Origin of the sequence: Amycolatopsis australiensis, assembly GCF_900119165.1 — a bacterium.
Lineage (GTDB): Bacteria > Actinomycetota > Actinomycetes > Mycobacteriales > Pseudonocardiaceae > Amycolatopsis > Amycolatopsis australiensis.
This window is the reverse complement of the sequence record NZ_FPJG01000006.1, coordinates 6,041,463-6,061,924: the sequence shown is the minus strand read 5'-3', so window position 1 is coordinate 6,061,924 and position 20,462 is coordinate 6,041,463. Positions and strand designations below refer to the sequence as shown.

The following is a 20,462-nucleotide window of genomic DNA, read 5'->3' as shown; positions in this document are numbered from 1 at the left end:
GTCGTCGTCGGCGGCGCGTTGAGCGCAGCAAACAACAGCGGCCCGGCAGCGGGTAAGGGTTGCCCTAAGGTTGCATCAGCACGACCTCGACGCCGGGCGCGATCCGGTACGGGCGGCCCAGCAGCAGCCCGCCGACGAGCTTGCGCAGCCGCGAGAGCTCCGCGCGCACGGTGACCAGGTGCGTGCGGTCGCCGTAGAGGGTCTCCGACAGCTGCGCGGCCGGTACCCCGGCCGGTCCGGCGGCCGCGATCAGCCGCAGCAGCTCCGCCTGCCGGCGGCCGAGCGGGTGCGTCCACCGGGCGGAGCCTTCGACGATCGCGCGCGGCGGGTCCAGGTCGAGGGTCAGCCTCAGGGTCTCGCGGTGGCTGGGCCGCAGCAGCCAGCCGCCGGGCACCGGTTCCGGTTCGCACGCCCCGATGCCGCGGACCGCGACGGGGACGCCGTGCCGGGGCGCGGCGACGCGGTCGATCCCGCAGACCCCGCTCTGGGCGGCGACCCAGCCGTGGTCGTCGACGACGAGCCCGGCCCCGCCGACGCCGGCGAGCAGCGAGCCGGAGAGCTGCCGGAGGGCTTCGAGCCGGGCTTCGTGGCGCTGGCGCAGGACGGTCTCGGCGAGCCGCACGGCCGTGCCGACCAGGGCGACGGTCATCGGGTGGACGGTCTCGGCCGGGCCGCTGACGTCGACGATGCCGAGCAGGTCGCCGGTCCGCGGGTCGTGCACGGGGTAGGCGGTGCACGTCCAGGTGTGGTGCGAGCGCACGAAGTGCTCGGCGGCGAACATCTGGACGGGAGCGGCCTCGGCCAGCGCCGTGCCGATCGCGTTGCTGCCGATGGCCGGCTCCGACCAGATGGCGCCCTCGGTGAACCCGAGCGAGTCGGCGCGGTGCCGCACGCGGCGCGCCCCTTCCCGCCAGAGGACGACGCCGTCGGCATCGGTGACGACCATGAGGTGGTGCGCGTCCTCGGCGACGGAGGTCAGCGCGCCCCGGAGTTCGGGCAGGACTTCGTGGAGCCGGCAGGTGGTCCGCCGCCGTTCGACCTCGGCGGCACCGACGGGATCGGGCGCGGGCGGCCGATCGGGATCGACGCCCTGCGCGGCAACCCGCCGCCAGGAGCGTTCGACGAGCCGGCGCGGAGCAACGCGTGGCGGCCGCCCGGCGAGAACGGCGTCGTGGACGCCGGCGAGCAGCCGGGCATGCCCGGCGACGTCGATGCCGGGCCGGACCGCGCAGACTCCTTCGTCCACCGCCACCTCCTGGGCCGGGTCAACGGTAACCCGCGGGACCGGGGGCTCGGCAACCTCAGCGCAACCCCGGGGGAGGCCGGCGCCGGGCTAGGCGGCGAAGACCTGCGAGTCGTCGGCGAAGGCCTTGAACTCCAGGGCGTTCCCGGCCGGATCGAGCAGGAACATCGTCCACTGCTCCCCGGGCTCGCCGGCGAAGCGGACGTACGGCTCGATGACGAACTTCGTGCCCGCGGCCCGCAGCCGGTCGGCGAGCTCGTGGAACTGCTCGATCGTGAGGATGAGGCCGAAGTGGGGGACCGGCACGTCGTGGCCGTCGACGGGGTTGTGGACCTGCCGCGGCCCGGCCGGCGCCAGGTGCGTCACGAACTGGTGGCCGTGCAGGTTCCAGTCGACCCACGTGTCGGCGCTGCGGCCCTGGTCGAGGCCCAGCACCTCGCCGTAGAACCGGCGGGCGGCGGCCAGGTCGTCGACCGGCATGGCGAGGTGGAAGCGGGGGAGCGTCATGTCCGGATGTTAACATTGAGACATGAGCGGGCAAGTGAGGCCGGCGCGGCGCCGCGGGCTGGCGGACGAAGTCGCCGACCGCATCCGCGACGCCGTCTTCGACGGGGTCTACCCGCCCGGCAGCCAGCTGCGCGAGCTGGAGCTGGCCGAGGCACTGGGGGTCAGCCGCGGGCCGGTGCGGGAGGCGCTGCTGAAGCTGGAACGCGAGGGCCTGGTGCGGGGCGAGTGGCACCGGGGCACCACGGTCACCGCACTGTCCGAAGTGGACGTCGCCGAGCTGGACAGCCTGCGGGCCGCGCTCGAACGGCTGGCCGTCGAGCTGGTGATCGGCCGGGCGCCCGATCTGGCGGCCGTCGACGCGGCGGTGGGGCGCATGGAGCGCGCGGCCGACGCGCACGAGATGGTCCGCGCCGACCTCGAATTCCACGACGCGGTCTACGCGGCGGCCGGCCACCGGCGGCTGCGGGAGGTGTGGGAAGCGATCCGTTCGCAGGTACACCTGTTCCTCCTGACCCGCATCGGCGTCGAAACCGAGGGCTACCTGGCGGGCATCCCGGCCGAGCACCGGCAGCTGGCCGACGCGCTGCGGGCCGGCGACCGCGACGCGGCCCTGGAGCTGTTCGCGACGCACCGACGGCTCGCGTCCGACGTCCTCACGGGTCGTCCTGGACTCGACCAGCCGGCCGGGTAGGCGGCATCCGACGCGCCCGGCCGGCGTGGCAGGAAGCGCCCCAAGGCGGCCTTCGGTGCGTCAGACGCACCGAAGGCCGCCTTGGGTGCGTCAGACGCAACCAAGGCCGCATTGGGGCGCTGGGGGCCTCGTCGGCCGCGGGTGCTCGGCCTGCGGCCCGGCACGTGGTGGCGGTCCGGCCGCCCGGCCGGGCCGGATTCCGCGTGCGGATGCGAGCATGCAGCCATGTCTTCCACCATGCGGGCCTTCGTGCTCACCGGACCGCGGGAGTGTTCCGTGCGGGAGGTCCCGGCGCCGCGGGCGGCGGTGGGGGAGGTCGTCGTCGATGTCGAACGCGCCGGGGTCTGCGGGACCGACGTCGAGTTCTTCACCGGCGAGATGGCCTACCTGCACCAAGGGCACTCCGCCTACCCGATGCGGCTCGGGCACGAGTGGGCGGGCACCGTCTCCGCCGTCGGGGCCGGCGTGGACCCCGCCTGGCTCGGTCGCCGCGTCATGGGCGACACCATGCTCGGGGACCGGACCTGCCGCCGCTGCCGGAAAGGCCACCAGCACACCTGCGAGAACCGGCAGGAGGTCGGCATCCGCGGCGGGCGGCCCGGCGCGCTGGCCGAGCAGCTCGCCGTTCCCGCGTGGTCGCTGCACGCGCTGCCCGCCGAGGTGGACGCGGTGCTCGGCGCCCTCGTGGAGCCGGGCGGCAACGCCCTGCGCGCGGCGCGGGCCACCGGTGCCGGACCGGGTGACCGGGCCCTCGTCCTCGGCCCCGGGACGATCGGGTTGCTGACCGCGATGTTCCTGCGCGCCGCGGGCGCCGAAGTCCACCTCATGGGCGTCGGCGACGGCAGCTTCGCCCGCAGCCTCGGCTTCGAGCACGTGTGGACCCGCGAGACGCTCCCGGACCTGCCGTTCGACGCCGTCGTCGACGCCACCGGCGCCGCCGAGGCTCCCGCGCTGGCCGTGGACCTCGTCGAGCCGGCCGGGCGGGTCGTCGGCATCGGGCTCGCCGGCCGTCCCAGCCTGCTCGACACGCGCGCGCTGGTGCTGAAGGACGTCACCGCGGTCGGCGTGCTGTCGGCGTCCCCGGGGCTGGCCGACACGATCGCCGCCTACGGCAGCGGGGCCGTCGACCCCCGGCCGCTGGTCGCGGCGACGGTCGGGCTCGACGAGGTCGGCGCCGTGCTCGCCGGGCAGTACCGCGCCGGGCCGGGGCCGAAGATCCACATCGACCCGCGGAAGCCGTAGCCGCCGGTCACGCGCCGCCCGCCGGGCGGGGGACCGCCAGGGTCGTCGGGCGGCTGCGGCCGCGCAGCGTCACGTCCTCGGTGGCCTTCCACTGTTCCGCTTCCGCGGCCGACGCGGCCTCGACGGCCGTCCAGGAGGCCAGGAGCCTGCCGGGTGCGGTCTTGGCCAGCTCGGTCAGCCGGGCGGCTTCGTTGACCGGGTCGCCGATCACCGTGTACTCGAACCGGCGCGGGTCGCCGACGTTGCCCGCGACCGCGTCGCCGGTCGCGACCCCGAGGCCCGCCGGGCCGTCGGGCACCTCGGCGGCCAGCCGCCGGGTGATCGCGCGGGCGGCGGCCAGCGCGCACGTCGCGTGGTCCGCCAGCGGCGCCGGGGCGCCGAAGACGGCCAGCGCGGCGTCGCCGACGAACTTGTTGACCAGCCCGTGGTGCCGGCCGACCTCGTCGACGACCACCGCGAAGAACCGGTTGAGCAGGCCGACGACCTCCTCGGGCGGACGGCTCGCGGCCAGCGCCGTCGACCCGACGAGGTCGACGAACAGCACCGACACCGTGCGCACCGAGCCACCCAGCTCGGTCGCCGTCCGCATGGCCTCGATCGCGACCTCGTGGCCGACGTGCCTGCCGAACAGGTCGCGCAGCCGTTCCCGTTCGGCCAGCCCGGCCGCCATGTCGTTGAACCCGGCCTGCAGCAGGCCCAGCTCGGTGCCGTCGTAGACCGGGATCGTGACGGCGAAGTCGCCGGCCCGCACGCGGCCCAGCGCGTCCCGGACCGAGGAGATCGGGTTGACCACCGCGCGCGCGGTGAACACCGTGACCAGCAGGCCGAAGCACAGCACGACCAGGCCGAGCGCGATGACCGACACGGCGAGCTTGGTGGTGGAGACGTCGCCGCGCACCCACGCCAGCACCGCCGTGACCACGAGCCCGGCCACCGGGACACCGGTGCCGAGGCACCAGAACAGCAGCATCCGCAGGTTGACACCGCCGTTGGGCGGACGCGGCGGGGCGGTGCCGGCGAGCGCCCGGGCCGCGTACGGCCGCAGCGAGAACTCGCCGAACAGGTACGCGATGGCGCAGACGACGACCGCCGCGAACGCGACGACGAGCAGCTCGGTGAGCACGACGGCGGGTTGCACGAGCGCGGCCAGCCCGCCGAACAGCAGCGTCGCGACACCCCACAGCACGGCCTGCACGAGGGTGAGCCGCAGCGGCACGCGCAGGCTGGCGGCCCGCTCGGCGTCGGTCGGCCGGCGGCCGTCGGCGGCCCAGCGCAGCGTCCGGAGCGCGCCGCGCGTGCCCCACAGCGTCCCGACGACGACCGCGGAGACGACGTAGGCGGGCACCGCGATCGCGGTGACGCGCACGAGGTCGCCCGACATCCCGGGGGCGGGCATGAGCAGCGCGGCCAGCCCCACGACGACGAGCGCGCCGATGACGTTGGTGGCGATCAGGGCGGCGGTCAGCAGCCGCTGGACGCGCCGCCGCAACGCGGCGGCGTCCTGGTCCAGCGGGCCGAGCAGCCCGGAGCCGAACGGCCCTGCCGTCGTGCGCACCGAGTTCACCAGCTGAGTGTACGGATGTTCACTGAGTTGCCGGAAGACGGGTCGCGGAGTATGTGTTACGGTTGGTAACAGTGAACTCGGGTAACACCTGAAAAGGAGGTCGGCGATGACCAGCGTCAGCGAACGTGAAGCGGCGGCTGTGGGGTCTTCGGACCGCGAGACCACGGCGCGCCGGCTGCTGGACTCGTCGGAGCAGCTCTCGTACGACCCCGTCAAGGAGGTCGACTGGGAGACGCCGCTGGACACGGGCTTCCACGGCGCCAGCCCCGAGTGGAGCACGCTCTACGGCACGTCCTACTGGGCCGAGATGACGCCGGAGCAGCAGCGCGAGCTGACCCGCCAGGAGGCGGCGTCGGTGGCCAGCACCGGGATCTGGTTCGAGATGATCCTGCAGCAGATGGTGCTGCGCGACTTCTACGCCAAGGACCCGACCGACCCGGCCTTCCAGTGGGCGCTGACGGAGATCGCCGACGAGTGCCGTCACTCGATCATGTTCGCCCGCGGCGCCGCCAAGCTGCGCGCGCCCGCCTACCGGCCGCGCCGGTTCGTCGTCGAGCTGGGCCGGATCTTCAAGGCCACCGCGACCGGGGAGGCCGCCTACGCGGCGATCCTCGTCGCCGAAGAGGTCCTCGACGTCATGCAGCGCGACTGGATGCGCGACGAGCGGGTCGTCCCGTTCGTGCGCACCATCAACAACATCCACGTCGTCGAAGAGTCGCGGCACATGAAGTTCGCCCGCGAAGAGACCCGCGAGCGGCTCGAAGGCGCCGGGTGGCTGCGCCGCCAGATCAACGGCCTGGTCGTCGCGATCGCGTCGTACTTCATCGTGACCAGCATGGTGAACGCCAAGGTCTACGAGAACGCCGGGCTCGACGGCAAGCGCGCGCGGCGCGAGGCGAAGGCCAACGAGCACCACAAGTCGATGCTGCGCTCGAGCTGCTCCGGGCTGATGGAGTTCCTGCACTCCGCCGGGCTGCTGACCAAGCCGGCGCTGTGGTTCTACAAGCGCGCCGACCTCATCTGACGCCATGGCCTTCGCGATCACCCAGACCTGCTGCGCCGACGCGTCGTGCGTGTCGGTCTGCCCGGTCAACTGCATCCACCCGACGCCGGACGAGCCGGACTTCGGGCGCACGGAAATGCTCTACATCGACCCGGGCACCTGCATCGACTGCGGCGCCTGCGCCGACGCGTGCCCGGTCGACGCGATCTTCCCGGCCGGCGACCTGACCGGGCCGCTGCGCGCCTACGAGGAGATCAACGCGCAGTACTACGCGGACCGGGACGTCCTCACCGAGGCGGCCGTGGCCCCCAACTTCCACCGGTGGGCGCCGCCGGAGTTCAAGCGGGTCCTGCCGAGCGACTTCGCGCCGCTGGACGTCGCGGTCGTCGGGACGGGTCCGGCGGGCATGTACGCCGTCGAAGACCTGCTGCTGCACACGAACGCCCGCGTCACGCTGATCGACCGGCTGCCGGTGCCCGGCGGCCTGATCCGCTACGGCGTCGCGCCCGACCACCCGTCGACGAAGAAGATCGGCGAGACGTTCGCGCGGTTCCACGACCACCCGCGGCTGCGGCTGCGGCTCGGCGTTGCGGCCGGGCCCGAACTGGCCGGCCGGCACGACGCGGTGATCTACGCGGTCGGGGCGACGGAGGCCCGGCGGCTCGGCGTGCCGGGGGAGGACCTCCCCGGCAGCCTCCCGGCGGCTTCGGTCGTGGGCTGGTACAACGGCCACCCGGACATCGCACCGGACGCCGTCGACCTCTCGGCCGAGCGGGTGGTCGTGGTGGGAACCGGGAACGTGGCCCTCGACATCGCGCGGATCCTGACCGCCGAGCCGGACGCCTTGGCCGGCACACCGATCGCGCCCGCCGCCCTGGCCCGGCTGCGGTCGGGCGAGGTGCGCGAGGTCGTGCTGCTGGCCCGCCGCGGCCCGTCGGAAGCGGCGTACACGCGTCCCGAACTGCTCGCACTGGCCGCCCGCGGCAACGTCGTCGTGGACGCGCACGACCCCAGGGTCGCCGCGGCCATCGACGCCGCCTCGCCCGAGGACAAGGCCGCGCTGCTGCGGGGAATTCCGCGGGAGACCGTGGACTGGTCGGCGCCGCCGCCGGACGGCGTGCGCCGGATCGTGCTGCGGTTCCACTCGGCCCCGGTCGCCTTCACCGGCGACACCGAGGTCCGCGGCGTCCGGGTGACCGGCCCGGACGGCGAGGTGGAGATCGGCGCCGGCCGGGTCGTGCGCGCGGCGGGCTTCCGCGGCGCGCCGGTGCCGGGCCTGCCGTTCGACGAGGCGACCGGGACCGTGCCGAACGTGGCCGGCCGCGTCGAGGCGGGAACCTACGTGGCGGGCTGGATCAAGCGCGGCCCGTCGGGTGGGATCGGGGCGAACAAGGCGTGCGCCCGCGAAACGGTCGGCGCGCTGCTGGCGGACGCCGTGGCCGGCCGGCTGCGGACCCGCGGGCCGCGGCGGAGGCCGGCGAAGCTGCTCCGCCGCGGCTGACGGGCGGCGCCGCGGCTCGTCTAGGCTCCCGGGCATGCCCGACACGCAGTACGAAGACCTGCTCCGCCACGTTCTCGGCACCGGCGCCCGCAAGGCGGACCGCACCGGCACGGGCACGCGGTCGGTCTTCGGGCACCAGCTGCGCTACCGGCTGGCCGACGGCTTCCCGCTGATCACCACGAAGAAGGTCCACTTCCGCTCGATCGCCTACGAGCTGCTGTGGTTCCTGCGCGGCGACTCGAACGTGCGGTGGCTGCAGGACCACGGCGTGACGATCTGGGACGAGTGGGCCGGCCCGGACGGCGACCTCGGCCCGGTCTACGGCGTCCAGTGGCGCTCGTGGCCGACCCCGGACGGCGGGCACGTCGACCAGATCGCCGAGGTGCTGCGCACGCTGCGGGAAAACCCGGACTCGCGGCGGATCGTCGTGTCGGCGTGGAACGTCGCGGACATCCCGCGGATGGCGCTGCCGCCGTGCCACGCGTTCTTCCAGTTCTACGTCGCCGGCGGGGAGCTGTCCTGCCAGCTGTACCAGCGCAGCGCCGACCTGTTCCTGGGCGTGCCGTTCAACATCGCCAGCTACGCGCTGCTGACGCACATGATCGCCGAGCAGGCCGGCCTCGGCGTGGGCGACTTCGTCTGGACCGGCGGCGACTGCCACATCTACGACAACCACGTCGACCAGGTCCGCACCCAGCTCGCCCGCGACGCACGGCCTTTCCCGACGCTGAGCCTGAAGCCGGCGGACAGCCTGTTCGACTACACCTACGAGCACATCGCGCTGGACGGCTACGACCCGCATCCCGGCATCAAGGCCCCGGTGGCGGTGTGATCGGGCTGGTCTGGGCCCAGTCGGCGAACGGCGTCATCGGCCGCGACGGCACGCTCCCGTGGCACCTGCCGGAGGACCTGAAGCACTTCCGCACGCTGACCGCGGGCGCGACGGTCCTGATGGGCCGCCGCACGTGGGAGTCGCTGCCGCCGCGGTTCCGCCCGCTGCCGGGCCGGCGCAACATCGTGCTGTCGCGGACGCCGCAGGACGGCGTGGCGACGTTTGCGGAGCTGCCGCGGGCGCTCGCGGAGGTTTCGGGCGACGGCTGGGTGATCGGCGGCGCGGCGGTCTACCGGGCGGCGCTGCCTTTCGCGGACCGGATCGTGGTGACCGAGATCCGCGAGACGTTCGAGGGCGACACGCGGGCGCCGGAGATCGGCCGCGAGCCGGACGCCGTGGGGGCGTGGCAGGAGTCGTCGACCGGGCTGCATTACCGGTTCCTGACGTGGGGGCCCGCCTGACGCACCGCCGTCCGCCGGCGCGTCCTCAGCGCGGCCACGCGGTGGCCGGCACCCCGGGTACCCGGCGGCCGCGGTGGCCTGCCGTCTCGCGGCCGGCCGCCAGCGCGTTGAGCACCGCTTCCTCGACCACCTGCACCACCGCTTCGAAGAACGGGTCGATCCGGCCCCACGGCACGAACCGCAGGCTCTCGTACTCCGCCTCGGCCGTGCGCGGGAACGTGCTGGTGAGCGCGCCCGGGTTCGCCGTGCTGAAGGCCAGGAACAGGTCGCCGGAAAAATGCGAGCCGGTCGTGCCGGTGCGGGCCAGGCCCAGCGGGACGCGGCGGGCGAGCGCCGTGCACTGGCCCGGCAGCAGCGGCGCGTCCGTCCCGACCACGACGATCACCGAGCCGGCGCCGGACGGCGCCGCCGCCCAGTCCTCCATCGGGTTGTCGGCCGTCAGCGAGAGCCCCACCGGCGAGCCGGCGATCGTGAGCTCGCGGCGGCTGCCGAAGTTGGCCTGCACCAGCGCGCCGACGGTGTACTCGTCCGCGCCGTGGGCGACCAGCCGGGACGCCGTGCCGGTGCCGCCTTTGAAGCCGTAGCAGGTCATGCCCGTGCCGCCGCCGACCGAGCCCTCCGCGACCGGGCCGCCGCGCGCGGCGTCGAGCGCCGCGATCGCGTGTCCACTGTGGATGGTGGGGGCGTTGATGTCGTTGAGGTAGCCGTCCCAGGTCTCGGCGACCACCGGCAGCAGCCACTCCGCCGCGACGTCGGGCCGTTCGCGCACCACCCAGTCGATCACGCCGCGGTGGCACGGCCCGACGGCGTGGGTGTTGGTGATCAGCACCGGCAGGCTCAGCGACCCGGTTTCGGCCAGCCACGCGGTCCCGGTCATCTCGCCGTTGCCGTTGAGCGAAAAGGTCCCCGCGGCGCACGGCACGGCGAAATCCGCGCGGCCGCGGGGCAGGATCGCGGTGACGCCGGTGCGCACCGACTCGCCCTCGGCCAGCGTCGTGTAGCCGACTTCGACGCCGGGGACGTCGGTGAGCGCGTTGTGCGTGCCGGGCCGGCCGGGCAGCGGGACACCCAGGTCGCGGGCGCGGGTCATGACGGATCCTCCAGTGCGCAGGCGGTGGCGGTGCGGGCGTAGGACAGCAGCATCGCTTCGGCGGTGGCGCGGTCTAGCGTCGGCACGGCCTGGGTGAGGTGCAGGCCGTAGCCGTCTTCGAGCGCGACGAGGTTGCGCGCGATCGCCACGGCGTCGGCGGTGAGGGCGAACTCGCCGGTGGCGGCGCCGGCTTCGAGGATTCCGGTGTAGACGCGCACCTGCCGCTCGTACAGCGCGATGTGCCGGGCGGCGTACGCGGGGTCGCGCCGGGCGATCGTGCCGAGCTCGTAGAGCAGCACGCACAGTTCGTCGCCGGGGCCGGTGGGCAGGCCGCTGCGGATCGTGGCGACCAGCCGCTGCGCCGGATCCCCGTGCCGCGCCGCCTGTTCGCGCTGGGTGCAGAACCGCTCGACGGCCTCCTGCTGCACCTCCTGCAGCAGGTCGGTGAGAGTGGGGAAGTAGTAGAGCACCGAGCCCGAAGACAGGCCCGCGCCGTCGGCGATGTCGCGCAGCCGCAGGTTGAGCACCCCGCGCTCGACGACGGCCCGGCGCGCCACCGCGATCAGCTCGGCCCGCCGCTCGGGAGCCCTGCTCGGTCGTGCCATGGCCTCATTGTTCAAACGATCTTCGAAAAACGCAAGGGCTTGACTTCGCTGTTCACACGGCCTTTGATGCGTGCTCACCTTGGTTATTCGAAGCAGCTTCAGAGAACTGGAGGCCCGCTCGTGACCACCCCGCCGCTGCGCCGCGGTCTACGCACCCTCGGCACCCTGCTCATCACGCTCTCGGCCATCAGCCCCGCGTCGTCGGTGTTCATCATCGCGCCGGGCGTGCTCACCGGCGCCGGGACCGGCGCGTTCTACAGCTTCGCGGCCGCCGCGGTCGTCGGCGTGTTCATGGCGTTCGTGTACGCGGAGCTCGCTTCGGCGTTCCCGCTGGCGGGCGGCGAATACGCGATCGTGACCCGCACGCTGGGCCGGCTGCCCGGCTTCGCCGTGCTGGGCCTGATGATCATCACGCAGGTGCTCATCGTCGCGGTGATCGCGCTCGGCGTCGGCACCTACCTGGGCGTGCTGTGGCCCGGCCTGCCCGGGCCGTCGGTCGCGGCCGCGACGTGCGTGCTGGCCGCCGTGGTCGGCGTGTTCGACATCAAGCTCAACGCGTGGGTCACCGGCGTCTTCCTCGCCATCGAGATCCTCGCGCTGGTGGTGGTCGGCGCGCTCGGGCTGGTGCACCCGGCCCGGCCGGTCACCGACCTGCTCGCCCACCCGGTGGCGGCCGGGGGCGGCCCGGCGACGGTCGGCGCCATCGCGATCGCGACGTCGGTGGCGATGTTCGCCTACAACGGCTACGGCTCCGCGGTGTACTTCGGCGAGGAGACCCAGGACGCGCCGCGCGGCATCGCCCGCGCGATCCTCATGGCGCTCGCCATCACCGTGGTCGCCGAACTGGTCCCGGTGACGGCGGTGCTGGTGGGCGCGCCCGATCTCGGGCAGCTGTTCGGCGCGGAGAACATGCTGTCGGCGTTCATCTCCGCCCGCGGCGGCGGCACGCTCGACACGGTGCTCAGCCTCGCCGTCGCGCTCGCGATCATGAACGCGGTGCTGGCGATCGTGCTGATCAGCTCGCGGCTGGTGTTCAGCAGCGGCCGCGACCGCGCGTGGCCCGGCGCGGTCAGCCGGGCGCTCGCCGCGGTGCACCCGCGCTTCGGCACGCCGTGGGTGGCCACGGCCGGGACGGGGGTGGTGGCGGCGCTGCTGTGCTACGTCGACCCGCAGCTGCTGCTGGTGGTGACGAGCACGTCGATCGTGGCGGTGTACGCGGCCCTGTGCCTGGGCGCGATCATCGGCCGCCGCACGGGCTCGACCGCGCACGCGCGGTACCGGATGCCGTGGTTCCCGGTGGCGCCGGTGCTGGCGCTGGCGGTGCTGGTGTTCGTGGTCTACCAGAACCTGCTGGACCCGGCGGTGGGCCGGCCGAGCCTGCTCGTCACCGCGGCGATCGTGGTGCTGGCGGCGGTGTACTACGGGGTGGTGCTGCGCCGGCGCGGGGGCTGGCAGCTCGCCGAGGACGTCGTGGCGGAAGAACCACCGGAGCGCGCCGGCGACCCGGGGGCCACCGGCGCGCGGACCGATCAGAAGCCGTAGATCGTTTCGTGGACCCGCCGCTGGTCCGTCGCCACGAGGCCGTTGGCCCACAGCGAGTTCACCCGGGCGCGCTCGGTCGCGTTCGGGAAGGCGTTGGTGCACGACGGGCCGGGGCCGCCGCCCGACATCAGCTCCGAGCACGGGCCCGAGTAGTGGTCGGGCAGCCCGAGGGCGTGGCCGGTCTCGTGGGCCGCGATGCGGGTCGGGTTGTACTGGCGGGCCTGGGTGTAGTCGATGAAGATGGTGCCGCTGCCGTGCCCGTTGGTCGAAGCGTAGGAGCCGCGGGGGTCGTTGCCCTCGGTGTAGCGCAGGCTGGCGCCGGAGTTGCGCTCGACCAGCCGGACGTTGGTGACGCTGTTGTTCCAGTTGGCGGCGCCGGCGTTGATCACCGAGCGGAACGTCGGCGCGTTCGCGGTGCTGTAGTAGACCGTGGTGACCGCGGCTTGCTGCTCGGTGGCGGCCGACGCGGTCCCGGCGGCGAGCGGGGTCATGGTCAGGGCGAGCGCGACGGCGCCGGCCAGGGCGAACTTTTTCGACATCGGAAGACTCCTCGTGGGGACGGGGATTTGCCGGATTTGCGCGCGCTGTCGAGAAGCTACCGCGTTGCCCGGCCGTCCCGGAGCCGACTTACGTAGGGCGGCGAAAGTGGTGATTTACCAACACTATCCGCGGGTTGACAAACCGGAGCGCTCCGGCGCGGCCGCCAGTTCCTCGGCGAGGATGAGATCGACGCGCACGGCGGCGTGCCCGAGAGCCCGCCGCGCGGCGGCGAGCGCGGTCAGGGCCACGAGGACGATCGTGCCGGCCAGCAGCCCGCCGACGGTGTCCCCGGGGATCACGGCGGCCACGGAGCCGGCCAGCAGGACGGGCGGCCACCAACGGGCGGGCAGGGCGTGCCGCGGGCGCCGGATCCCCGGCCGGGTCTGCTGCCGATGCGCGCCCATTGTCGCCTCCGATCCGCCGCCGGGTGGGGTCCTGCATCATGACTGACCGGATCGTCCGGATCGGCGGATCTTCACCCGGCTGTACCCGATTGCGGGCGATACCCGCCAAACGGCCTAAACCTGCCTGCTTTCGGTGCCTGCCATCGGCCCGGACGTCACCGCATCGGGGCTCGCAGTCCGGCCGATCAAGTGTTAAGAGGAAAGCGCCTAGGATGGGGGACGGAGGTGGACATGACGGCGGAGGAGCTGATCGTCGAGTTCGCCTTGACCCGGCTGGACCACCCGGACCTGGACCTCGAGGAACTGGCGGCACTGGTGGTCCGCCGAGGCGGCCCGGAGCGCGTGCTGGAGTTCGCGGCGGCGAACCTGGCGGAGCGCGGCGAGCTGCGAGGAGCCCCGTTCCCGACGGCGGTGGAGCACGTGCTGCGCGTGGTGCTGACGCTGCGGGGCCCATCGGACTGAGCCCCGGCGGCCGAGGCGACGGCGCGCGGCTCGGCGGCTGAGGTCGCGGCTCGCGTGATGCGGGCGGCGGCGGGTGAAGTTCCCGGTTCGCGTGCGCTGGGCGGCGGGGGTGTGTGGCGGCTCGGCGGCTGAGGTCGCGGCTCGCGTGATGCGGGCGGTGGCGGGTCGGCGGCGAAGTTCCCGGCTCGCGTGCGCTGGGCCGCGGGGGTGTGGCGGCTCCGCGCGGAAATCCGCAGCTCCCGTCCGCCAGGCCGCAGCCTGCGTCCGGTGCCCGACAGCCCGCGAGCTACCCCTCTCCCGCCGCTCGCGGGAGGCCCCGGCGGTCGAACACCAGGTCCCGCGCCGTCTCCAACGCCGTCGCGATGGCGCCCGCCAGTACCGCGTCCTCGCCCAGCTGACCCGCCACGATCTCCGGCACCGATGGCACCGTCGCCGCCAGGGCCCGCCGCATCGGGGGGACCAGCAGGTCCGCGTTGCCGCCGATCCCGCCCGCCAACACGATCAGCTGCGGGTCCAGGACCGCCGTCACCGCCGACGCCACGTACGCCAGCTTCTCCGCTTCCTCCGCCACCACCCGCAGCGCCCGGTCGTCGCCCGCGCGGGCCAGCCGGAAGACGTCCTTTGCCGTACGCGCCTTCGCCAGCCCCAGTGCGTGGGCGGCCGCCACCACCGCCTGGCCCGCCGCCGCCGTCTCCATCGGGCCCGGCCGGCGTGCCGGTGCCGCCGCCGGGAGGGGGCCGTACGGCAGGTCCGCGATCTCGCCCGCCGCGCCGTGGGCGCCGCGGAACAGGCGGCCGTTCACCAGCAGGCCCATCCCGATCCCCGTCCCGACCGTCAGGCACACCACGACGTCCACGCCCAGCGCCGCCCCGAGCGCGTGCTCGCCCACCGCGCACAGGTTCGCGTCGTTCTCCACCACCACGTCCGCGCCCGACCCGGCCAGCGCCGCGACGAGCTCGTGCAGCAGCCCGCGGCGCTCCCAGCCGGGCAGGTTCGGCGCGCGGTGGACCGTGCCGGTCGCCGGGTCCGGCACGCCCGGTGTGCCCACCACCGTCGCGACGACGTCGTGCGCGGCCAAGCCCGCCGAAGCCACCGCGCGGCCGACGGATTCGCTTACCGTGCGCACCAGTGCGCTCGCGGAGCGGCACCGGTTGGGCTCGTCGAGCCGCGCGACGATGCTGCCGTCCAGGTCGGCGACGGCGATCCGGATGGCGCGCCGTCCGATGTCGACGCCCACGACGTGTCCCGCGTCCGGCGCCGCGCGGTAGACCACCGCGGCACGCCCGGCCCCGGCCAGGCTGCGGCCCGTGGTCCGGACCAATCCATGCTGCTCGAGGTCGAGGAGCGCCTGGCCCACCGTGGGCTTCGACAACCCCGTGCCCGCCGCGATCTGCGGCCGCGTGGCCTCGCCGTGTGCGCGCAACCGGTCGAGCACCAGACGCTGGTTGAGCGCCCGCATGTTCGCCGGAGTTCCGACCTGCGGCCCGTTTTGCCCCACTGGCCCTCCTGCGTTGCCGCATGGTTATCGCCGGAACCCTTCCGGCTCCGGCCGTTCTATGTTAAGAAACTTTACTAACTACCGGACGGAGGCACGTCGTGAGTTCACCCACTCGTTCAGGGGACCCCGGAGCCGCGGTTCCCGCGCAACCGGCCCTTGAACGCAAGATCGGCCCGCTGCAGGCCACCGCGATCAACATGACCCAGATGTGCGGTATCGGCCCGTTCGTCACGATTCCCGCGATGGTCGCCACCATGGGTGGCCCGCAGGCGATGTTCGGCTGGATCATCGGGGCGATCGTCGCGCTGGCCGACGGGCTCATCTGGGCCGAGCTCGGTGCCGCCATGCCGGGCGCCGGCGGCACCTACCTCTACCTGCGCGAGGCGTTCCAGTACCGCACCGGGCGGCTGATGCCGTTCCTGTTCGTGTGGAGCGCGGTGCTCTTCATCCCGCTGATCATGTCCACCGGCATCATCGGCCTCGTCCAGTACCTCGGCTACCTGATCCCCGGCGTCACCGACGACGCGGGCACGACACCGCTGGGCAAGATCATCGGTGTCGGCATCACGCTCGTGATCATCCTCGCGCTGTTCCGGAAGATCGGCCAGATCTCCAAGCTCACCACGGTCCTGTTCGTGGTCATGCTGGCCGCCGTGCTCGCGACGATCGTCGCGGCGTTCTCGCACTTCAGCGCCACGCAGGCGTTCGCCTTCACCCCCGGTGCGTTCAGCTCCGCCGGCGACGGCACGTTCTGGGGCGGCCTCGGCGCCGGCCTGATCATCGCCATCTACGACTACCTGGGCTACAACACGACGGCCTACCTCGGCGGCGAGGTCCGCAGCCCGGGCCGGACGCTGCCGCGGTCGATCATCTTCTCCATCCTCGGCATCATGGGCCTGTACTTCCTGCTGCAGGTCGGCGTGCTCGGCTCGATCCCGCTGGAGCAGCTGAAGGAAGCGAAGTCGGTTGCTTCGTCGGTGCTCGAGCAGGTGTGGGGCACCGGCGCCGCCAAGGCGATCACCGTCCTCATCGTCATCGCCGCGATCGGCTCGGTGTTCGCCGGCCTGCTCGGCGGCTCGCGCGTGCCGTTCGAAGCCGCGCGCGACAAGGTGTTCCTGCCGATGTTCGGCAACCTGCACCCGAAGCTGCACCTGCCCACCGCGGGCGTGCTCACCATGGGCGCCATCACGATCCTCGGCTCGCTGTTCACCCTCACCACGGTGATCAACGCGGCCGTCGCGACGCTGGTCATCATCCAGTCGCTGGCGCAGGTCGCCGCGATCGTGGTGCTGCGCCGCCGCCAGCCCGGCCTCAAGCGGCCGTACCGGCAGCGGTTCTACCCGGTCCCGACGCTCATCGCGCTCGTCGGCTGGGTCTACATCTACTTCTCGGCCGACTGGCTTTCGAAGGCGCTCTCGGTGGGCTGGATCATCCTCGGCGTCGTGGCGTACCTGCTCTACGCCAGCGCCGAGCGCACGTGGCCGTTCGGGCCCAAGGAGATCAAGGAAGCCTTCACCGAAGGGACGGCGGCATGAGCCGGAAACTCGCGTTGCTCGCGGCACTGCTGCTGGTGCCCGGGGTCGTCGGCGTGGCCGGACCCGCCGCCGCGCAGGACGTCCGGGCCGAAACGGCGAGCCCGCACGGCCTCAGCACGATCGGCCAGTCCGGGTGGCAGGTCCTTACCACCGCGAACGTCAAGGACGGCGGTGACAAGGTCTCGACGCCGGGTTACGCCACCGGCGGCTGGCTGCGCGTCAAGCCGGACGACGCCGGCGCGCCCGGCACCGAGATCACCGCGCTGCTGCAGAACGGCAAGTGCCCGGACGTGTTCGTCTCCGACCGGATGCGCCAGTGCTTCGGCTACGTCGACAAGCTCGGCCCGGTCGTCACCAAGCCGTTCTCGGACCCGTGGTGGTACCGCACCGACTTCACCCCCGACATCCGGCCCGGCCAGTACGCGAAGCTGACCATCCCGGGCATCGTCGGCGAAGGCGATGTCTGGGTGAACGGCAAGCTCGTCGCCACCCGCGACGTCGTCAGCGGTGCCTTCGCCGGGCACACCTTCGACGTCAGCGACCTCGTGAAGCCGGGCCGCAACACGCTCGCCATCAAGGTGTACCCGAACGACCCGACGAAGATGTACACGCTCGACCAGGTCGACTGGAGCCAGATCCCGCCGGACAACAACACCGGCATCCAGTTCGCCCCGACGCTGCAGGTCTCGGACGCGCTGACCGGCGAGAACGCGCATGTCGTGCAGGACAACGCGCCCGACCTGTCCAGCTCTTCGCTCACGGTGAAGGTCGACGTCACCAACAACGCGGCCAGCCGGCAGACCGGCGACGTCGCCGCGACGATCACCCCGCCTGCCGGGGCGCCGATCGTCGTGCAGCAGCGCGTGACGATCCCGGCCGGCACCAAGCGGACGGTGACCTTCGCGCCGGTGAAGATCGCGCACCCGCAGCTGTGGTGGCCGTACTCGATGGGCGGCCAGCCGCTGTACACGCTGACCACCGCGGTCTCGCAGCACGGCGTGCTGTCGACGTCGTCGAAGAGCACCTTCGGCATCCGCACGGTGACCTCGCGCCTGGTCGGGAAGTCGGCGGCGCTGCCGGCGGGCGCCCGGCAGTTCACGATCAACGGCCGGGACTTCGTGTTCCGCGGCGGCGGCTTCGCGCCGGACCTGTTCCTGCGCTACGACTCCGCCGACACCGCCCACCAGCTCGCGCTGATCAAGAACCTGGGCCTGTCCGGCGTCCGGCTCGAAGGTCACGACATGCCGCAGGACTTCTACGAGCAGGCCGACCGCGCCGGCCTGCTGGTGATCGGCGGGTTCCTGTGCTGCGACGCCTGGCAGCCGGACACCGCCGGGCAGCTGGGCGAGCGGGACCTGCGGATCATCCACGACTCGTCGGTGAGCATCGCGCAGCGCGAACGCAACCACCCCAGCGTGTTCAACTACGGCTGGAGCGACAACGAGCCGTTCCCGAACCAGGAGCACGCCGTGCTCTCCGCGTTCGCGCAGGAGGACTTCCAGGTCCCGGTGATCGCCTCGGCGGAGTACAAGAGCACGCCCACGCTGGGCAACTCGGGGGAGAAGGAAGGCCCGTACGACTGGGTGCCGCCGTCGTACTGGTACGACCGCTCGCACTTCGACGCCTCCGACGACAGCCGGACCAACGCGGGCGGCGCGTGGGGCTTCGCGAGCGAGCAGAGCGCCGGGCACACCGTGCCGACGCTCGACTCGATCAAGCGGTTCCTGTCCCCGGCCGAGCAGGCGAAGCTGTGGCAGGACCCGGCGTACAACCAGTACCACGCGAACTTCGAGCCAGGGCACGGCGGCTACGCGTTCGGCACGCTGTACACGCTCGACCAGTCCATCCAGCAGCGGTACGGGAAGTGGAACTCGCTGGAGTCCTATGTGGACCTCGCGAACATCGCGAACTACGAGAACACCCGCTCGCAGTTCGAGGCGTTCCTCGACCACTCGACGGACCGGGCCAACCCGTCGACCGGCGTCGTCTACTGGCAGCTCAACAAGGGCTGGCCGACGCTGCTGTGGTCGCTCTACAACGACGACGGCGACCAGCCGGGCGCCTATTTCGGCGCGCAGAAGGCGAACAAGCCGCTGCACGCGATCTACGGCTACGACGACGGCACGGTCACGCTGGACAACCTCGGCGCGGCGACGCAGTCCGGGCTCTCGGTGCAGGCCCGCGTCATCGACACCGCGGGCAACGTCCTGGACGACCGGACGGCGTCCGGCATCAGCCTGGGCAGCCAGGGCGTCAAGACCGGCGTCCTGAAGCCGAAGGTGCCCGCCGAGACGAAGGCGCCGGCGCCCGCGCAGGTCTACTTCGTCGAGCTGCAGGTGAAGCAGGACGGGAAGGTCGTCGACCGGAACGTCTACTGGCTCTCCACGCAGAAGGACGTCGTCGACTGGGCCAAGACGCTCGGCAACCCGCAGGCGACGCTCTCGCAGTACGCCAACCTGCAGGCGCTGCAGAACCTGCCGAAGTCGCAGGTCGGCGCGGTCGCCACGACGAAGCCGGGACCCGGCGGCACGCTCGTCACCACGGTGACGGTCACGAACACCGCGAAGACGCCGGGCGCGGCGTTCTTCCTCCGGGCCGACGTGCGGCGCGGCACGCCGGACGGGCGGGAAGCGCCGGGCGACAACCAGCTCGCGAACGCGACCTGGGACGACAACGACATCACGCTGTGGCCGGGCCAGTCGCAGACGCTCACCGCCACCTACCGGCCGTCCGATCTGCGGGGCGCGTCGCCGGTGGTCAGCGTCGACGGGTTCACCACGGGACGGATCGTGGTGCGGGGGACCGGAGGGTATTCGGAGTGAGCGGGGAACGGATTCTCGGGATCGACTTCGGCGGCACGAAGGTGGCGCTGGGGCTCGCCGGCCGCGACGGGAACCTGCTGGCCACGCGCCGGCTGGACACCGACGCGCAGGCGGGGGCCGAGCAGGTGGTGGTGCGGGCGCTGGCCGGGGCGCGGGCGCTCCTGGCCGACGCCGGCGTCACCCCCACCGCGATCGGCGTCGTCAGCCCGGGGATCGTGCTGCCGGACCGGATCCTCCTCGCGCCGAACGTGCCGGGCTGGGAGGAGCTGCACCTGGCGGAGCTGGTCGCCGCCGAGTTCCCGGACGTGCCGATCTCCGTGGGCACGGACGCGAAGGCGGCGGCGCTGGCGGAATGGCGGTGGGGCGCGCTGGACGGGGCCGACCCGGCGGTGTTCCTGTCGCTGGGCACCGGCATCGCGGCGGCGGTGCTGATCGGCGGCCGGTTGCTGACCGGCGCCAACGGAGCTGCGGGCGAGATCGGGTACAACCTGCGCTCGCCGCAGGACACCGAGGGTTTCGCGAGCGGAGCGGCGCCGCTCGAGGAAGCCGTCGGTGGGCGTGGGCTGGGCGGCCGGGCGAGCGAACTGCTCGGCCGCCCGGTCACCGCCGGCGAGCTGTTCGCCCTGGCCAAGGAGAACGTCGAGGCCAAGGAGCTGGTGACGGCGGCACTGGACGAGCTGTCGATGCACGTGGCCAACCTGGCGATCGCGCTGGACCCGCAGCGCATCGCCGTGGGCGGCGGCCTGGTGCGTTCGGCCGACGTGCTGCTGCCGGCGCTGGCGGACCGGCTGGCCCACGCGGTCCCGTTCCCGCCGGAGCTGGTGTCGGCCCGCTTCGACCAGGACGCGGCGCTGCTGGGTGCGGTGGCGCTGGCGCTGGGCGGTTAGGCGTCCGGGTGGCGCGCCGGTGCCCCGACCCGG

At 73.1% G+C, this 20,462-nt stretch carries 19 protein-coding genes; 11 read left to right on the top strand and 8 right to left on the bottom strand.

The annotated features are described in order from the left end of the window. Positions 1–64: 64 nt before the first annotated feature. Positions 65–1,246, bottom strand: a complete 1,182-nt coding sequence (locus BT341_RS29620; RefSeq protein WP_218177781.1) for a GAF domain-containing protein — start codon at positions 1,244–1,246, stop codon at positions 65–67. Between the two features lie 87 nt (positions 1,247–1,333). Beyond that, complete coding sequence (locus BT341_RS29615; protein ID WP_072479400.1) at positions 1,334–1,750, bottom strand: VOC family protein; 417 nt, start codon at positions 1,748–1,750, stop codon at positions 1,334–1,336. Positions 1,751–1,772: 22 nt separating this feature from the next. On the opposite strand from BT341_RS29615, the gene BT341_RS29610 reads away from it, so the two are divergent. Both BT341_RS29610 and BT341_RS29605 read left to right on the top strand, forming a co-directional pair. Further along, positions 1,773–2,441, top strand: coding sequence for a GntR family transcriptional regulator (locus BT341_RS29610; RefSeq protein WP_072479399.1), 669 nt, complete (start codon positions 1,773–1,775; stop codon positions 2,439–2,441). A gap of 225 nt (positions 2,442–2,666) precedes the next feature. Then, positions 2,667–3,683: a zinc-dependent alcohol dehydrogenase gene (locus BT341_RS29605; protein WP_072479398.1), complete on the top strand. Its 1,017-nt coding sequence runs from the start codon at positions 2,667–2,669 to the stop codon at positions 3,681–3,683. Between the two features lie 7 nt (positions 3,684–3,690). On the opposite strand, the gene BT341_RS29600 is transcribed toward BT341_RS29605, so the two are convergent. Further along, positions 3,691–5,247: an adenylate/guanylate cyclase domain-containing protein gene (locus BT341_RS29600; RefSeq protein ID WP_072479397.1), complete on the bottom strand. Its 1,557-nt coding sequence runs from the start codon at positions 5,245–5,247 to the stop codon at positions 3,691–3,693. A 106-nt stretch (positions 5,248–5,353) separates the two neighbouring features. Between BT341_RS29600 and BT341_RS29595 the strand changes: the two genes are divergently transcribed. From BT341_RS29595 to BT341_RS29580, 4 genes are read left to right on the top strand one after another with little or no spacing between them, the layout of a single operon-like run. Further along, positions 5,354–6,271 (top strand): AurF N-oxygenase family protein, encoded by a 918-nt coding sequence (locus BT341_RS29595; RefSeq protein WP_072479396.1) that lies wholly within the window; start codon positions 5,354–5,356, stop codon positions 6,269–6,271. 4 nt (positions 6,272–6,275) lie between these two features. Next, positions 6,276–7,751 carry an FAD-dependent oxidoreductase gene (locus BT341_RS29590; protein WP_072479395.1) on the top strand — a complete coding sequence of 492 codons (1,476 nt, stop codon included), beginning with the start codon at positions 6,276–6,278 and terminating at the stop codon, positions 7,749–7,751. A 34-nt stretch (positions 7,752–7,785) separates the two neighbouring features. Continuing rightward, positions 7,786–8,583 (top strand): thymidylate synthase, encoded by a 798-nt coding sequence (locus BT341_RS29585; RefSeq protein WP_072479394.1) that lies wholly within the window; start codon positions 7,786–7,788, stop codon positions 8,581–8,583. Continuing rightward, the gene (locus tag BT341_RS29580) at positions 8,580–9,044 is read left to right on the top strand and encodes a dihydrofolate reductase (RefSeq protein WP_072479393.1); all 465 of its coding nucleotides are present in this window, start codon (positions 8,580–8,582) and stop codon (positions 9,042–9,044) included. The genes BT341_RS29585 and BT341_RS29580 overlap by 4 nt, the downstream gene beginning before the upstream one ends. A 25-nt stretch (positions 9,045–9,069) precedes the next feature. Here BT341_RS29580 and BT341_RS29575 read toward each other — a convergent pair whose 3' ends face one another. Next, positions 9,070–10,134, bottom strand: coding sequence for a DmpA family aminopeptidase (locus tag BT341_RS29575; protein WP_072479392.1), 1,065 nt, complete (start codon positions 10,132–10,134; stop codon positions 9,070–9,072). Beyond that, positions 10,131–10,739: a TetR/AcrR family transcriptional regulator gene (locus BT341_RS29570; protein ID WP_072479391.1), complete on the bottom strand. Its 609-nt coding sequence runs from the start codon at positions 10,737–10,739 to the stop codon at positions 10,131–10,133. Before BT341_RS29570 ends, BT341_RS29575 begins: the two co-directional genes overlap by 4 nt. A gap of 120 nt (positions 10,740–10,859) precedes the next feature. Between BT341_RS29570 and BT341_RS29565 the strand changes: the two genes are divergently transcribed. Beyond that, complete coding sequence (locus BT341_RS29565) at positions 10,860–12,281, top strand: APC family permease (RefSeq protein ID WP_072479390.1); 1,422 nt, start codon at positions 10,860–10,862, stop codon at positions 12,279–12,281. Here the strand turns inward: BT341_RS29565 and BT341_RS29560 are convergent. Together BT341_RS29560 and BT341_RS29555 are read right to left on the bottom strand one after the other, a co-directional pair. Beyond that, the gene (locus BT341_RS29560; RefSeq protein ID WP_072479389.1) at positions 12,269–12,820 is read right to left on the bottom strand and encodes a snapalysin family zinc-dependent metalloprotease; all 552 of its coding nucleotides are present in this window, start codon (positions 12,818–12,820) and stop codon (positions 12,269–12,271) included. The genes BT341_RS29565 and BT341_RS29560 overlap by 13 nt on opposite strands. 123 nt (positions 12,821–12,943) lie before the next feature. Beyond that, positions 12,944–13,225 carry a hypothetical protein gene (locus BT341_RS29555; RefSeq protein ID WP_072479388.1) on the bottom strand — a complete coding sequence of 94 codons (282 nt, stop codon included), beginning with the start codon at positions 13,223–13,225 and terminating at the stop codon, positions 12,944–12,946. A gap of 231 nt (positions 13,226–13,456) precedes the next feature. Here BT341_RS29555 and BT341_RS29550 point away from each other — a divergent pair, with 231 nt between their 5' ends. Beyond that, the gene (locus BT341_RS29550; protein ID WP_072479387.1) at positions 13,457–13,687 is read left to right on the top strand and encodes a hypothetical protein; all 231 of its coding nucleotides are present in this window, start codon (positions 13,457–13,459) and stop codon (positions 13,685–13,687) included. A 286-nt stretch (positions 13,688–13,973) separates the two neighbouring features. Here the strand turns inward: BT341_RS29550 and BT341_RS29545 are convergent, their stop codons facing one another. Next, entirely contained in the window at positions 13,974–15,146 is a 1,173-nt protein-coding gene (locus tag BT341_RS29545) for an ROK family transcriptional regulator (RefSeq protein WP_072482249.1), read from the bottom strand. Between the two features lie 137 nt (positions 15,147–15,283). Here BT341_RS29545 and BT341_RS29540 point away from each other — a divergent pair, with 137 nt between their 5' ends. Genes BT341_RS29540 through BT341_RS29530 form a run of 3 tightly spaced genes read left to right on the top strand, consistent with a single transcriptional unit; the run spans position 15,284 to position 20,429 of the window. Next, entirely contained in the window at positions 15,284–16,720 is a 1,437-nt protein-coding gene (locus BT341_RS29540; protein ID WP_072479386.1) for an APC family permease, read from the top strand. After that, complete coding sequence (locus BT341_RS29535) at positions 16,717–19,542, top strand: glycosyl hydrolase 2 galactose-binding domain-containing protein (RefSeq protein WP_072479385.1); 2,826 nt, start codon at positions 16,717–16,719, stop codon at positions 19,540–19,542. Before BT341_RS29540 ends, BT341_RS29535 begins: the two co-directional genes overlap by 4 nt. Then, positions 19,539–20,429 (top strand): ROK family protein, encoded by an 891-nt coding sequence (locus tag BT341_RS29530; protein WP_072479384.1) that lies wholly within the window; start codon positions 19,539–19,541, stop codon positions 20,427–20,429. Before BT341_RS29535 ends, BT341_RS29530 begins: the two co-directional genes overlap by 4 nt. Positions 20,430–20,462: the final 33 nt, after the last annotated feature.

Coding starts and splice junctions, on each gene's coding strand:
- BT341_RS29615 (WP_072479400.1), bottom strand. CDS start 1,750: ATGACGCTCCCCCGCTTCCACCTCGCCATGCCGGTCGACGACCTGGCC.
- BT341_RS29610 (WP_072479399.1), top strand. CDS start 1,773: ATGAGCGGGCAAGTGAGGCCGGCGCGGCGCCGCGGGCTGGCGGACGAA.
- BT341_RS29605 (WP_072479398.1), top strand. CDS start 2,667: ATGTCTTCCACCATGCGGGCCTTCGTGCTCACCGGACCGCGGGAGTGT.
- BT341_RS29595 (WP_072479396.1), top strand. CDS start 5,354: ATGACCAGCGTCAGCGAACGTGAAGCGGCGGCTGTGGGGTCTTCGGAC.
- BT341_RS29590 (WP_072479395.1), top strand. CDS start 6,276: ATGGCCTTCGCGATCACCCAGACCTGCTGCGCCGACGCGTCGTGCGTG.
- BT341_RS29585 (WP_072479394.1), top strand. CDS start 7,786: ATGCCCGACACGCAGTACGAAGACCTGCTCCGCCACGTTCTCGGCACC.
- BT341_RS29575 (WP_072479392.1), bottom strand. CDS start 10,134: ATGACCCGCGCCCGCGACCTGGGTGTCCCGCTGCCCGGCCGGCCCGGC.
- BT341_RS29570 (WP_072479391.1), bottom strand. CDS start 10,739: ATGGCACGACCGAGCAGGGCTCCCGAGCGGCGGGCCGAGCTGATCGCG.
- BT341_RS29560 (WP_072479389.1), bottom strand. CDS start 12,820: ATGTCGAAAAAGTTCGCCCTGGCCGGCGCCGTCGCGCTCGCCCTGACC.
- BT341_RS29555 (WP_072479388.1), bottom strand. CDS start 13,225: ATGGGCGCGCATCGGCAGCAGACCCGGCCGGGGATCCGGCGCCCGCGG.
- BT341_RS29550 (WP_072479387.1), top strand. CDS start 13,457: ATGACGGCGGAGGAGCTGATCGTCGAGTTCGCCTTGACCCGGCTGGAC.
- BT341_RS29545 (WP_072482249.1), bottom strand. CDS start 15,146: ATGCGGGCGCTCAACCAGCGTCTGGTGCTCGACCGGTTGCGCGCACAC.
- BT341_RS29535 (WP_072479385.1), top strand. CDS start 16,717: ATGAGCCGGAAACTCGCGTTGCTCGCGGCACTGCTGCTGGTGCCCGGG.